Origin of the sequence: Acidaminococcus sp. HCP3S3_G9_1, assembly GCF_052122455.1 — a bacterium.
In the GTDB taxonomy this organism is placed as follows: domain Bacteria; phylum Bacillota; class Negativicutes; order Acidaminococcales; family Acidaminococcaceae; genus Acidaminococcus.
Genome location: NZ_JBQKCH010000004.1, coordinates 1 through 14550, shown reverse-complemented (window position 1 = coordinate 14550; position 14550 = coordinate 1). Strand labels below are relative to the sequence as shown.

Here is a 14550-nt window from a genome sequence, read left to right as displayed (position 1 = left end):
AGAACCATGCACATTTCCCAACGGACGCTGCACATTCCCACATCCCCCATCCGGAAACTGGCGCCTATTGCCAACCGGGTGGAAAAGACCAAAAAGATCTATCATCTGAATATCGGACAGCCGGATATCCCCACCCCGGAAAGTTTCTTTGAAGGGGTGGCCTCCTACCATCCCAAAGTGGTGGCCTATGGAAAATCCCAGGGGGATGCCAAACTGCTGAAAGCCATCCAGGGATATTATGAATCCTGGGATATGGACTATGCCCTGGACGATATTTTTGTCACCAACGGGGGCAGTGAAGCCATTTCCTTTGCCATTATGACCACCTGTGACCCGGGGGACAATGTGCTCATGTTCGAGCCCTTCTACGCCAACTACAAGAGCTTTACCGGGGCCTACAATGTGGAAATCAACGGGGTTCCCACCTCTCCGGACACCGGCTACCATCTGCCGGATCAGGAAACTGTGGAAAAATACATCAATGACAAGACCCGGGCCATCCTGATTTCCAACCCGGGGAATCCCACCGGGGTAATCTACACCCGGGAAGAAATGGACATGCTGTCCCGGATCGTCCGGAAATATGATCTGGCTCTCATTGCCGATGAAGTGTACCGGGAATTCGTCTATGATGGACAATACACCAGCTTCGGACGGCTCCGGGAACTGGATGACAACCTGGTGCTCATCGATTCCGTCTCCAAACGGTACAGCGCCTGCGGCGCCCGGAGCGGCTGCGTGATCACCCGGAACAAGGCTCTCCAGCAGGAACTGCTGAAATGCTGCCAGGCCCGGCTTTCCTGTCCGGAGATTGTGCAGCTGGGAGCTGCGGCTCTGTACACCACCCCCAAATCTTACTGGGAAGATGTGAAGAAAGAATATACCAAACGCAGGGATACCATCAAAGGATTCCTGGCCCAGATGCCCGGGGTGATTGCCTCTGATCCCAAAGGGGCCTTCTATGTCATGGTGAAAATGCCCATCGACGATACGGAAAAATTTGCCAAGTGGCTGTTGGAAGACTTTGACATCGACGGGGAAACTGTGATGATCACCCCGGGCAACGGGTTCTATGCTTCTGATGTAACCAGAGGACAGGACGAAGCCCGTCTGGCCTACGTACTGAACGTAAAAGACCTGGAAAAAGCCATGCACATCCTGGCAGAAGGATTGAAGCAGTATCCGGGGAGAAAATAAAAAAAACCGCTGCCCAGGCAGCGGTTCTTTTTTTATTTGCAAATGGAATCGATCCAGGCAAACAATTCTTCCAGATCGTAGTCTCCCGCGTGGCCTTTGCCCCAGGCGGTTGACGGATTTTCCCTCCAGATAGGCGGAAGGAATGAAAATGTTCATCTTTTCATAGTCTGCATTTTTGGGATGGGATACATACACCAGATCCCGCCAGGCATAGTAGGAAACCTGCCGGGCTTTGAGATGTCAGCGTTGTTCGATACAGCAGCAGGCCAGATTTGCTTATTGCGGGCCAAGCTGATAGCTGACTTCTGATAGACCCACAAGATACGGTCTGATTTCTTCTTACTCGCCGCCCCATCCCCCTTTTTCCTTCCCTTCCTCCGGTTTTTACGCTATAATAAAGGGTACGATTGAAAAATGAGAGGAGATGATTCCATGGCGGCAGGTTTTGCCCAGCTGAAAGTGGACGAGGCGATGGTGGAGAAGCTCCATCGGACGGGGAAGGACATCCCCACCCCTGTACAGGAGCGTGCCATCCCGGCCCTTCTGAACGGCCGGGACGTAATCGCCCGTGCCCAGACCGGGGTAGGGAAGACACTGTCCTTTGTGATCCCCCTGTTTGATAAAGTGGACCCGAAGAAGGAATTTGTCCAGGCCCTGATCCTTTCCCCCACCCGGGAACTGGCTCAGCAGACGGCCGGGGAAATCCGGAAACTGGACGGGGATACGGGAATCCATACCCTGACGGTCAGCGGCGGACGGGATTTTGAAGAGGAAAAACGGAAAATCGGGCACAGGGCCCAGGTGCTGGTGGGAACTCCCGGCCGGCTGCTGGATCACCTGCGGAAGGGGAACACCAGCCTGGGCGGGGTGAAATACCTGGTGCTGGACGAAGTGGATGAAATGCTCCGCCAGGGCTTCGGGGAGGATATCGAAACCCTCCTGAGCCTGATGCCCCAGCCCCACCAGACCATGATGTGTTCCGCCACATTGGATGAGGAAGTCCGGAAACTGGGCCGGCAGCTGACCACCAATCCCCTGGTCATCGACATTGCCCCCAGGGAAGCCACTGCTTCCACTATCCATCAGATCTGCATCAAGGTCAGCGAAGACCACAAGGCAGAGGCCCTGGCTTCCCTGATCCGCCGGTACAACCCCTTCCTGATGCTGGTGTTCTGCTGCAGCAAGGAACGGGCCATCGAACTCAGCGACTGGCTCTATGGGGAAGGTTTCAATGTGGATGTGCTCCACGGGGACATGTCCCAGACCAAGCGGCGCCAGGTGATGGAAAACTTCCGGAAGGCCAAGCTCCAGATCCTGGTGGCCAGCGACATTGCCGCCCGGGGCCTGGATGTGGAAGGTATCACCCAGGTGGTGAACTACGACATTCCCCACGATCCGGACTGGTATGTCCACCGGATCGGACGGACGGGCCGGGCCGGCAGCGAAGGCACGGCCATCACCTTCTATACGGCGGATGAGACCCGCTGGCTCCAGAACCTGGAGAAGAAGCTGAACATCACCCTGGAACGGCAGAATCTGGCCGGGGAGAAGGTCCGCCGGACGGTGAAGCCGGTGCGTCCCAAGAAGAAACGGGTGCCCAAACGGGGCAAAAGCGCTGTAGGTCCCAACAAACGGGGAACCAAATATGCGGAAGCGTCCCGGAAACAGAAACCCAAAGAAAAATAATCAATCATTGAAATGGAGAGGTGCTAACCATGAGTGAAGTACGTGTACGTTTTGCTCCCAGTCCCACTGGGTATCTGCACATCGGCGGGGCCCGGACGGCTCTGTTCAACTGGCTGTTTGCCCGGAGCCAGGGGGGGAAGATGGTCCTGCGGATCGAAGATACCGACCGGGACCGGCTGAAGGAAGATTCCGTCTCCCAGATCATTACCAGCCTGAAATGGCTGGGCCTGGACTGGGATGAAGGACCGGAAGTGGGCGGGGACCATGGCCCCTACTACCAGTCTGAACGGCTGGACCTGTACCGGAAATACTGCCAGCAGCTGGTGGATGAGGGCAAGGCCTACTACTGCTTCTGCTCCGCCGCCGATCTGGAAGCCCAGCGGGAAGAACAGCGGAAGAAAAAGCAGCCTTTCCATTATGCAGGCACCTGCCGGGACCTGGATCCGGCGGAAGCCAAGAAACGGGTGGAAGCGGGAGAAGCCCATTCCATCCGGATCAAACTGCCCAAAGAAGGCACCATCACCGTCCATGACATGATCCACGGGGACGTGACCTTCAACTGGAACCAGTTCGATGATTTCGTCATTATGAAAACCAACGGGATCCCCACCTACAACTTTGCCGTAGTGGTGGACGACCATCTCATGGGCATGACCCATGTGCTCCGGGCGGAAGAACACCTGACCAATACCCCGAAACAGCTGGTAATCTACGATGCCCTGGGCTGGAGGGCACCGGAATTCGGCCATATGCCCATGATCCTGGCACCGGACCGGAGCAAACTGAGCAAACGGCATGGAGCCACCTCTGTGGAAGAATTCCGGGACAAAGGGTACCTGCCGGAAGCCATTATCAACTACTTGACCCTGCTGGGCTGGGCACCCGGCAATGACCAGGAAATCTTCACCTTGGAAGACACGGTGAAAGCTTTTGACTTCAGCAAAATGTCCAAAAAGGCTGCCGTATACGATGTGAAAAAGCTCACCTGGCTCAACGGACAGTATCTGTCCGACCTGCCTCTGCGGAAAATCGCCGATGCCGCCGTGCCTTTCTTCAAGAAAGCCGGACTCATCGATGACAGCTATCTGCCGGCTCATCAGGAATACTTCGACCACCTGGTGGATGTGGTCCGGGTGCGGGTAAAGACCCTGGAAGAACTGGCGGATGGTGCCAGCTATTTCTTCAAGGATTTTGACAGCTACGATCCCAAAGGCGTGGCCAAGTCCTTCAAGCCGGAAGCCGCTGACCTGCTCCAGAAAGCCCATGATGCCCTGGCAGCCCTGCCGGTGTTCGATCTGAAGACTACGGAGGAATGCTACAACAAGCTGGCGGAAGAACTGGGCCTGTCCCTGGGCAAAGTGATCCATCCCACCCGTCTGGCCCTGACCGGCCGGACCTTCAGCCCGGGCATGTTCGACGTGATGGTGCTCCTGGGCCGGGAAAAGACCCTGGAACGGCTGGAAAAAGCCATCGCCTTCATCAAGACACAGGGCTGAACCCATGGATAAATACATCTGCCTGGATATTGGGGGCACCGCTATCAAATACGGCCTGGCAGACAGCAGAGGGAGACTGTTCAACAAGGACAGTCTCCCCAATGTTATTGCCAAAGACGGAGTGGACGCCTTCCTGGACCAGGTGCTGGGGCTGATCGGCTCCTACCAGAAATACTTCAAGATCCAGGGGGCCGCCATTTCCATGGCTGGCATGATCAATCCCCAGACCGGGGAAGTGCTCCATGCGGCTCCGCATTTTCCCGGGCTCACCGGCACCAATCTGGTCCAACTGGTATCCCGGAAGCTCCAGCTGCCCTGCCGGGTGGAAAATGACGTGAACTCTGCAGCCCTGGGGGAATACTGGCTGGGGAACGGCCGGGGAGCCAAAAGCCTGTTCTGCATCACCATCGGCACCGGCATCGGGGGCGCCTTTGTACTGGACGGCAAACTCTGGCCCGGGAATTCCTTCACTGCCGGGGAAGTGGGACAGGCCAAACTGGGTGGCCGGAACCACTGGGAGGACGCCGCTTCCGTCACTGCCCTGGTCCAGAAAGCCGCCCGGCTGAAAGGAGTGGATCCGGAAACCCTCAACGGAAAGATCCTCTGTGAAATGGTCCGCCACGGGGACAAACCTCTTCACAGGCTGCTCCGGGAAACCGTCCACCAGTGGGCCACAGGCATTGCGGCCATCTGCTACATGATGAATCCCCAGCGGGTAATCCTGGGGGGCGGCATCATGGCCCAGCAGGACCTGCTGGAACCCATGCTCCAGGACAGCCTGAAAAAGGAACTGCTGCCGGTGGTACTGGACAAGACCACCGTGGCCTTTGCGGGCCTGGGCAATGATGCAGGGCTGATCGGCGCCCTGTACAACTTCCTGGCCAGAGAAAAGAAAAGAAGTTGACATTAGCTGTAATATACTGTACAATATTACGGTATCACTTTGAGCATGCGCCGTTAGCCCCGGCCCGTACCCAAAGACTCATCACTGGATACAGTTCAAGATTGAGTTTTTATTAGGAGGAATAAGGATGAAAACATACATGGCCACCCCGGCTACCATTGAACGCAAATGGTATGTAGTGGATGCCGCTGACAAGACTCTGGGCCGTCTGGCTGCAGAAGTTGCCAAAGTGCTCCGCGGTAAAAATAAACCGACTTTTACCCCGCATATGGATACCGGTGATCACGTGATCATCATCAACGCTGCTCAGGTGAAACTGACCGGCAAAAAACTGGTGCAGAAGGTTTACTTCCGTCATTCCGGGTATCTGGGCGGCGACAAATACACCAAAGCAGGGGATATGCTGAAGAACAACCCTGTAAGAATGGTGGAACTGGCTGTTCGGGGTATGGTTCCCCACAACCGTCTGGGCAATCAGATCATCAAGAAACTGCATGTATACGCTGGTTCTGAACATCCTCATGCTGCACAAAAGCCTGAAGTTCTGACCATCGATATTCGCTAAGAGGAGAGGAGAACTAGAAAATGGCAAAAGTTACGTATGATGCAACTGGCAGCCGCAAAAGCTCCGTTGCCCGTGTTCGCCTTGTTCCGGGCGAAGGCAAAATCGTTGTAAACGGCCGTGAACTGAGTGAATACTTCGGCCTGAAGACCCTGGAACTGGTTGTTCGGCAGCCGCTGGACACCACCGAAACCCTGGGCAAATATGATGTACTGGCCAACGTTGTTGGCGGCGGCATCTCCGGCCAGGCTGGCGCAATCCGTCATGGTATTGCCCGCGCCCTGCTGAAAGTTGACGCTGATTTCCGTCCTCTGCTGAAGAAAGCCGGTCTCCTGACCCGCGATCCTCGGGAAAAGGAACGCCGCAAGTACGGTCTGAAAAAAGCAAGAAAGGCTTCCCAGTTCTCCAAACGGTAATTTTCCGTTCCGGATCATGGAAACCTCAAACGAGGGTGTTGCACATTCTGTGCAATACCCTCGTTTTTTGCATATCCAACGAATCCTTTCCTTCAGCCATTGACAATTGACCATTGACATAAAAAAACAGGGGCCATCCAGGCCCCTGTTTTTTATTTGCTCTTCTTCGCCTTGACTTCGTCCATGTATTCGTTCATGATCTTCACGGCGCAGTAGTCTCCGCACATGGAGCAGTATTCTTCGCTGCTCTTGTTCTTGGCAGACCGGATGGCTCTGGCTTTTTCCGGATCGATGGCCAGGCTCAGTTGTTTGTCCCAATCCAGGACTTTCCTGGCTTTGGCCATGGCCAGGTCCTGGGCTACCGCAGAGGGCAGGCCTTTGGCCACGTCGGCGGCATGGCCGGCAATCCGGGCGGCTACCACCCCTTCCCGGACGTCGTTGATGTCCGGCAGGCCCAGGTGTTCGGCCGGAGTCACATAGCACAGGAAGTTGGCGCCGGTAAAGGCGGCCAGGGTACCGCCGATGGCGGAAGTGATGTGGTCGTAGCCGGGAGCGATATCGGTGACCAGGGGCCCCAGCACATAGAAGGGAGCACCGTGGCAGATCCGTTTCTGGAGCTGCATGTTGGTGGCGATCTGGTTGTAGGGAACATGTCCCGGGCCTTCCACCATCACCTGTACCCCTTTGGCCCAGGCACGCTGGGTCAGTTCGCCCAGGTTCAGCAGTTCCTGGATCTGGGTCCGGTCGGTGGCGTCTGCCAGGCAGCCGGGCCGGCAGCCGTCGCCCAGGCTGATGGTTACATCATATTTGGCGCAGATGTCCAGGATTTCATCGTAGAATTCGTAGAAGGGATTTTCCTTCTCGTTGTGGAGCATCCAGCCGGACAGGAAAGAGCCGCCCCGGCTGACAATGTCCATTTCCCGGCCTTCGTTGATCAGGTTGTGGAGGCATTGGCGGGTGAGGCCGCAGTGCATGGTCATGAAGTCAGCCCCGTCCTTGGCCTGCTGTTCCACTACGGTGAAAATGTCGTTCTTGTCCATTTCCGTCACTTTGCCATGGGCCTTGATGGCCTGGACCGTGGCCTGATAAATGGGTACGGTGCCCACCATGACGGTGGAATGTTCAATGATGGCCTTCCGGGAGGCGTCGATGTTGTTGCCGGTGGACAGATCCATCACCGCATCAGCTCCGGCGTCGATGGCTGCTTTCAGTTTGTCCAGTTCCGGAGCGGGATCCGGAAAAGCGGAAGAAGTCCCGATGTTGGCGTTCACCTTGGTGGAAAGGCCTTCGCCCACACCCCGGGGAACCAGGTTCTTGTGGTTGATGTTGGCAGGGATGCAGATGGTGCCTTTGGCCACTCCGTCCCGGATGAATTCCGGGGTGACTCCTTCCTGGCGGGCCACTTCCGCCATCTGGTCAGTGATTTTACCCTGCAGCGCAGCTTGTCTTTGGGTCAGCATAAAACAAATCCTCCTTCATGGATACAAAAAGGGCCGCTTTCCTGACATAAAAGGAAAGCGGCCCGACAAAACAGCCTCACCACTTTCCTTCGGCGGTATTAACCGCATCAGGTTCAAAGGGTCGACCGTCAGGTCTCTCAGCGATAGCGCCCCTAGTGATGCTTCAACTTTAACAAAAAATGGAAAAGAATGCAACAGGAAAAATTCAAATTGCCACCTTCTGAGTAGTTAGACAATTCGCAATAAATTGTCTACAAATAAGAAAAAATTTATTTGAGATTCTGTTCATTTTGATATATAATTATAGGCGACTAGGGGGACTATGGAAGTCTTACTATCGTAGTCAGTATCTCTTAGAAAGAGGGGCTATTTAAATGAAAAAAATGAAGACAATGGATGGCAACACCGCGGCCGCATATGCTTCTTATGCGTTTACGGAAGTTGCAGCGATCTACCCGATCACTCCTTCTTCTCCTATGGCAGAAGCAAGTGATGAATGGGCTTCTCATGGCAAGAAGAACATTTTCGATCGCCCGGTACAGATCATGGAAATGCAGTCTGAAGCAGGTGCTGCCGGTGCTGTGCACGGCTCTCTGGCTTCCGGTGCTCTGACCACGACCTACACCGCATCCCAGGGGTTGCTGCTGATGATCCCGAACATGTACAAAATCGCTGGCGAACTGCTGCCCGCCGTATTCGACGTTGCAGCCAGAGCTTTGGCTACCAGCTCTCTGAACATCTTCGGTGACCACAGTGACGTTATGGCCTGCCGTCAGACCGGCTTTGCCATGCTGGCAGAAAGCGGCGTTCAGGAAGTTATGGACCTGACCGCAGTTGCTCACCTGTCCGCCATCAAAGGCCATGTGCCTTTCCTGAACTTCTTCGATGGGTTCCGTACTTCTCACGAAATCCAGAAGATCGAACTGCTGGACTATGATGAACTGAAAAAACTGGTTGACTACGATGAACTGAAGAAATTCCGTGAAAATGCGCTGAACCCGGATCATCCTGTAATCCGTGGTACCAACCAAAACCCGGATATCTACTTCCAGACCCGTGAAGCTGTAAACAAATACTACGAAGCCCTGCCGGAAATCGTAGAAGATTACATGAACAAGATCAGCAAGCTGACCGGCCGTGACTACAAGCTGTTCAACTACACCGGTGCTCCCGATGCTGAAAACGTTGTAGTAATCATGGGCTCCGGCGCTCAGACCGTGGAAGAAGTTGCCAAGATCCTGAACGCTCAGGGCGAAAAAGTCGGCGTGCTGAACGTACATCTGTATCGTCCGTTCTCCGCCAAACATTTCTTCCAGGCCATGCCTGCAACCGTAAAACGGATTGCTGTTCTGGACCGGACCAAGGAAGCTGGCTCCAACGGCGAACCTCTGTACCTGGATGTCCGGGACATCTACTACAACAAGGCTGACCGTCCTCTGATCATCGGCGGCCGTTACGGCATGGGTTCCAAGGAATTCTATCCTGGCGATGCTCTGGCTGTGTTCGACAACCTGAAGGCTGCTGAACCCAAAGACCACTTCACCGTAGGCATTGTGGATGATGTGACCAACACCTCCCTGCCGAAGGAAAAGACCCTGGACATCACCCCGAAAGGCACCATCTCCTGCAAGTTCTGGGGCCTGGGTTCCGATGGTACCGTTGGTGCCAACAAGAGCGCCATCAAGATCATCGGCGACAAGACCGACATGTACGCACAGGGCTACTTCGCTTACGACTCCAAGAAGTCCGGCGGTATCACCGTATCCCACCTGCGTTTCGGTCATACTCCGATCCATATGCCGTTCCTGATCAACTTCGCTGACTATGTTGCTGTACACAATCCTTCTTATGTACATCGTTACAACGTAGCCTCCGGCCTGAAAAAAGGCGGCGTGTTCCTGCTGAACTGCCCCTGGAACGCTGAAGAACTGGACAAGGAACTGCCTGGCCAGCTGAAACGCTACCTGGCAACCAACGACATTCAGTTCTACACCATTGACGCTGTGAAGATCGCTTCTGAAATCGGTCTGGGCGGCCGTATCAACATGATCATGCAGGCTGCATTCTTCAAACTGACCGGCGTAATCCCTGTGGATGATGCTGTGAAGTATCTGAAGGAATCCATTGTTACTTCCTATGGCAAGAAAGGCCAGAAGGTCGTTGACATGAACAATGCCGCTGTTGATCAGGGTGTCAATGCCATCAACAAAGTGGAAATCCCCGCTGCATGGGCTGATGCAAAAGACGAAGACCTGTACAAGAAGACTGGCAACGCCTTCGTTGACAACATCATGATCCCCATGAACGAACAGGAAGGCGACAAGCTGCCGGTCAGCGCTCTGATGGGCCAGGCCGATGGTACCTTCCCCTCCGGTACTGCTGCTTATGAAAAACGCGGTATCGCCATCAACGTTCCTGAATGGAACATTGAAAACTGCATCCAGTGCAACCAGTGCGCCATCATGTGCCCGCACGCTGCCATCCGTCCGTTCCTGCTGACTGACGAAGAAGTGAAGAACGCTCCGGAAGGCCTGAAGACCAAACCGGCTCTGGGTGCAAAAGGCCTGAACTTCTGCATCACCGTGAGCCCCATGGACTGCCAGGGTTGCTCCAACTGCGTGGATGCCTGCCCGGGCATGAAAGGCAACAAGGCTCTGGCCATGAAACCTTTCGCTACTCAGGAAGGCCGCGCTCCTATCTGGGATTATGTGGTGAACAAGGTTGCTCCGAAAGCCAACCCGATGACCACTGCTACTGTAAAGGGCTCTCAGTTCGAACAGCCCCTGCTGGAATTCTCCGGTGCCTGCGCTGGCTGCGGCGAAACCCCGTATGCCAAACTGGTTACCCAGCTGGTTGGTGACCGCATGATGATCGCCAACGCTACCGGCTGCTCCTCCATTTGGGCTGCTGCTGCTCCTTCCATGCCTTACACCACCAACCACAAGGGCCATGGTCCTGCCTGGGCCAACTCCCTGTTCGAAGACAACGCTGAATACGGTCTGGGTATGTACCTGGGCGTAAAGGCTGTCCGGGATCGTCTGGTTGACGAAATGAAGGCTGCTGAAGCTGTTGCTTCCGCTGACCTGAAGGCTGCCATGGAAGACTGGATTGCCAACAAGGACGAAGGCGAAGGCTCTCGTGCCCGTGCTGAAAAACTGGTTGAACTGCTGGAAGCTGAAAAAGCCGGCAAACCGGAACTGGAAGCTCTGTACGAAAACAAACAGTTCTTCGTGAAACGTTCTCAGTGGATCTTCGGCGGCGACGGCTGGTCCTATGATATCGGTTACGGCGGACTGGACCATGTACTGGCATCCGGCGACGATGTAAACGTAATGGTATTCGATACCGAAGTTTACTCCAACACCGGCGGACAGTCCTCCAAGTCCACTCCTGAAGCTGCTGTTGCTCAGTTTGCCGCTTCCGGTAAACGGACCAAGAAGAAGGATCTGGGCATGATGGCCATGACCTATGGCTATGTATACGTAGCTCAGATCAACCTGGGCGCTGACAAGAACCAGGCTCTGAAGGCCATCCGGGAAGCTGAAGCTTACCATGGTCCTTCCCTGATCATCTGCTACAGCCCCTGCATCAACCACGGCATCAAGAGAGGCATGAACCACTCCTTCCTGGAAGCCAAGGCTGCTGTTGACTGCGGTTACTGGAGCTGCTTCCGGTACAACCCGACTCTGAAGGCTGAAGGCAAGAAGTCCTTCTTCTTGGACAGCACCAAGACTCCGAACTTCGATGAATTCGAAAACTTCCTGAAGGGCGAAGTACGGTATGCATCCCTGGCCAAAGGGTTCCCTGACATTGCAGAAGATCTGTATGCCAAGACCAAGAAAGACGCTGAAGAACGTCTGGCCGGCTATGTAAAACTGGACGCTGAATAAGTCTCGATTCTTCAAAATCTCCTGTCACGAAAGTGACAGGAGATTTTTTTTAATAATGTTCAGAATGTTGCATATTTCCATTATGAACTGGTGTAAACAGGAGATATGTGGTAAAATTTAGTCATATCGCTATTCCACCAATCTATAAGTACAATTGAAAACGCAAACTGCGGAGGAGATTATTTTGGTTCAGCTATTCTTGTTTTTAGGCGGCATTTCTCTTTTCCTGTACGGTATGCAGCTGATGGGCGACGGCCTGCAGCAGGCGGCTGGGGCCAAGCTCCAGAAAATCCTGGGGCAGCTGACAAAGAAGACCATCTACGGGGTGGCTCTGGGGGCCGGGGTTACGGCAGTACTCCAGTCTTCCAGTGCCACCACGGTTATGACCGTGGGGCTGGTCAACGCAGGACTGATGAACCTGGAACAGGCCTTCGGCATCGTCATGGGGGCCAACATCGGGACCACCATGACCGCACAGCTCATTGCCTTCAATCTGACCGACTACATCACCCTGATCATTGCCATTGGCTTTGTGATGCAGATCATCTGCAAAAAACGGACCCTGAAGAACCTGGGTTCCGTGCTCCTGGGCTTTGGTATCCTGATGCTGGGCATGAGCATGATGAGCAATTCCGTCATTCCCCTGCGCCAGGATCCCCGGATCGTGGATATCCTGGGAAGATTCTCCACCCATCCCATTATGGGGCTCCTTACCGGTCTGGGCATGACCCTGGTAATCCAGTCCTCCTCCGCAACCATCGGTATCCTGATGGCTATGGCCAGCCAGGGACTGATCCCTCTGGAAGGGGCCATTCCCGTAATCCTGGGTGATAACATCGGTACCTGTATCACCGCTGTCATCGCCACCCTCCAAAGCGGTCTCAACGCCAAGCGGGTAGCCTGTTCCCATGTCATGTTCAATCTGTGCGGCAGTATCATTGCTCTGCTTCTGCTGCCCTTCTTCATTTCTTTTGTAAAGGATATTTCTCCGGCTGGGAATATCGGCCGACAGATCGCCAACGCCCACACTACCTTCAACGTGGTGAACACCTGTATTTTCCTGCCTCTGGCACCATATTTCACCCGGTTCATCAAAAAGATCATGCCTGGGGAAGACAATGATATTTCCTATCAGCCCAAGTATCTGGACAAGAACGTGCTGAACACTCCGGCGGTCGCTCTGGGACTGGCTACTAAGGAAGTGGTCCGGATGGGGGACCTGGCTCTGGAAAATATCCGGAAATCCTTTACCTGTGTGGATAACTACAATAAAAAGGACGTGGAATTCGTTCTGGAACATGAACCGGTCATCGACAGCCTGGAAGAGGCCATTACCGTGTATCTCACCAAGATGAGCGAAAAGAACATGACCAAGGAAATGTCCAACCTGCACACCGGTCTGATCCATGCCTGCAACGATATTGAACGGATCGGGGATCATGCGGAAATCATCGCCAAACGGGTCCGGAACATGAGAGAAGACGGAACCACCTTCTCACCGGAAGCCAACCGGGAAATGAAGGAGCTGGAAGTGCTGGTGGTAGCCGCTGCCACCAAGGCCATCAAGGCCCTGGAAACCAATGACAAAGATCTGGCCCGGGAATCCCTGGATTTCTCCCATCAGGTGAAGCTGAAACAGAAAGCCATGCGGAAGAGCCATGTGGAACGGCTGAACGAAGGGGTCTGCACCCCGGAAACCGGTTTTGTGATGCTGGAACTGCTGATCAACATGAAACGGGTCAGCGACCACAGCAAGAATATTTCTCAGCTTGTACTGGGGGATTTCTGAGAATTGATTGTCAATGGTCAATTGTCAATGGCCGATGGCTGAAGGATAGGAGCTGCATGGAGCAGCTCCTTTTTTATGAAAAGGAGAGGAAATGAACATCACTGTTTATCTGGGAGCCAATCCGGGGAACCGTCCGGAATATGCCCGTTATGCGTATGAACTGGGACAATGGATTGCCGGTCATGGCCATACTTTGATCTACGGAGGCAGCCGTACCGGACTTATGGGGAAACTGGCCGACGGCGCTCTGGAGCAGGGCGGACGGGTGATCGGGGTGGAACCCCGGTTCTTTATGGAAAAAGAACTCCAGCATCAGGGACTGACAGAACTGATCGTCACCGAAAACATGGCCCAGCGAAAAAAGAAGATGCTGGAACTGGGGGACCTGTTCCTGGCCTTCCCGGGCGGCATCGGGACCCTGGAAGAAATCAGCGAAATCATGAGCCTGAACAAATTGGACATGGTGCCCAAACCTTTTGCCTTTTTGGACTACGAAGGCTACTGGCAGCCCATGAAGGCCCTCCTGGACCGGATGGCGGAAGAAGGGTTTGTGTGGAAAGAATGGGTGGAAAGAGTTCCGTTCATCAGGGATCTGGAAGAACTGGAACGGTACTGCAACGGAATGAAACAGTGAAAATCAGCTCCAAGGGATTCCTGCCGACTTACACGGTACCGCAGGGCGCACGCCGGGCGGCCCGCCGGCCCTGGTCAGCCGGGTCGTCGACTTACACGGTACCGTAGGGGCCGCACGCCGGGCGGCCCGCAAAAAGGTTCTTTCCCTTGACATAAGCTAAATACTGTAATATACTATACAAGTAATCCATTTGCGGAAGTAGCTCAGTGGTAGAGCATCACCTTGCCAAGGTGGGGGTCGCGAGTTCGAATCTCGTTTTCCGCTCCATACGGAATCAAAGGGCTGTTGCTGAGGCAACGGCCCTTGTTTTGTTTCAGGCCGGCAGAAAGCCGGCTTCCTTCGGCTGGAGACTGGTGACTGCCTCTGGTCAGAAAATCCACCTTGCCGTCTTGCCTTTCCCGTATCTTTAGGTTCTATAATAAATGTTGGGGTCTTGTGGACACTCCTGTTCACAAGACCCCTTGTCTTACGATAAAATAAAGACATATCTAAGCTACATTTCACCTCAACCACCAC

Annotated in this window: 10 protein-coding genes, 1 tRNA gene and 1 riboswitch; of the genes, 10 read left to right on the top strand and 1 reads right to left on the bottom strand. The window is 54.3% G+C overall.

Annotated features, from left to right (window positions below):
* The first annotated feature begins 6 nt into the window (after nt 1-6).
* From ACTQY1_RS03600 to rpsI, 6 genes are all read left to right on the top strand, one after another.
* Nucleotides 7-1197 (top strand): pyridoxal phosphate-dependent aminotransferase, encoded by a 1191-nt coding sequence (locus ACTQY1_RS03600; RefSeq protein WP_441373790.1) that lies wholly within the window; start codon nt 7-9, stop codon nt 1195-1197.
* Between the two features lie 432 nt (nt 1198-1629).
* Nucleotides 1630-2883 (top strand): DEAD/DEAH box helicase, encoded by a 1254-nt coding sequence (locus ACTQY1_RS03595; protein ID WP_022487024.1) that lies wholly within the window; start codon nt 1630-1632, stop codon nt 2881-2883.
* A gap of 29 nt (nt 2884-2912) precedes the next feature.
* Nucleotides 2913-4379 carry a glutamate--tRNA ligase gene (gene gltX, locus ACTQY1_RS03590; protein ID WP_441373789.1) on the top strand — a complete coding sequence of 489 codons (1467 nt, stop codon included), beginning with the start codon at nt 2913-2915 and terminating at the stop codon, nt 4377-4379.
* Nucleotides 4380-4383: 4 nt separating this feature from the next.
* Nucleotides 4384-5283, top strand: coding sequence for an ROK family protein (locus ACTQY1_RS03585; RefSeq protein WP_022487022.1), 900 nt, complete (start codon nt 4384-4386; stop codon nt 5281-5283).
* 127 nt (nt 5284-5410) lie between these two features.
* Nucleotides 5411-5848, top strand: coding sequence for a 50S ribosomal protein L13 (gene rplM / locus ACTQY1_RS03580; protein ID WP_022487021.1), 438 nt, complete (start codon nt 5411-5413; stop codon nt 5846-5848).
* 20 nt (nt 5849-5868) lie between these two features.
* The gene (gene rpsI, locus ACTQY1_RS03575) at nt 5869-6261 is read left to right on the top strand and encodes a 30S ribosomal protein S9 (protein ID WP_012937880.1); all 393 of its coding nucleotides are present in this window, start codon (nt 5869-5871) and stop codon (nt 6259-6261) included.
* A gap of 152 nt (nt 6262-6413) precedes the next feature.
* On the opposite strand, the gene thiC is transcribed toward rpsI, so the two are convergent.
* Nucleotides 6414-7721: a phosphomethylpyrimidine synthase ThiC gene (gene thiC, locus ACTQY1_RS03570; protein ID WP_441373788.1), complete on the bottom strand. Its 1308-nt coding sequence runs from the start codon at nt 7719-7721 to the stop codon at nt 6414-6416.
* A 67-nt stretch (nt 7722-7788) separates the two neighbouring features.
* Nucleotides 7789-7885, bottom strand: a riboswitch (TPP riboswitch).
* A 210-nt stretch (nt 7886-8095) separates the two neighbouring features.
* Here thiC and nifJ point away from each other — a divergent pair.
* The 4 genes from nifJ to ACTQY1_RS03550 all read left to right on the top strand — a co-directional run bounded on the left by nifJ (nt 8096) and on the right by ACTQY1_RS03550 (nt 14301).
* Entirely contained in the window at nt 8096-11611 is a 3516-nt protein-coding gene (nifJ, locus tag ACTQY1_RS03565; protein ID WP_022488152.1) for a pyruvate:ferredoxin (flavodoxin) oxidoreductase, read from the top strand.
* Between the two features lie 184 nt (nt 11612-11795).
* On the top strand, nt 11796-13400 hold the full coding sequence (locus ACTQY1_RS03560; RefSeq protein WP_154487753.1) for a Na/Pi cotransporter family protein: 1605 nt from the start codon (nt 11796-11798) through the stop codon (nt 13398-13400).
* Between the two features lie 91 nt (nt 13401-13491).
* Nucleotides 13492-14034, top strand: coding sequence for a TIGR00730 family Rossman fold protein (locus ACTQY1_RS03555; RefSeq protein WP_288311111.1), 543 nt, complete (start codon nt 13492-13494; stop codon nt 14032-14034).
* A 192-nt stretch (nt 14035-14226) separates the two neighbouring features.
* A tRNA-Gly gene (locus tag ACTQY1_RS03550) sits at nt 14227-14301 on the top strand.
* Nucleotides 14302-14550: the final 249 nt, after the last annotated feature.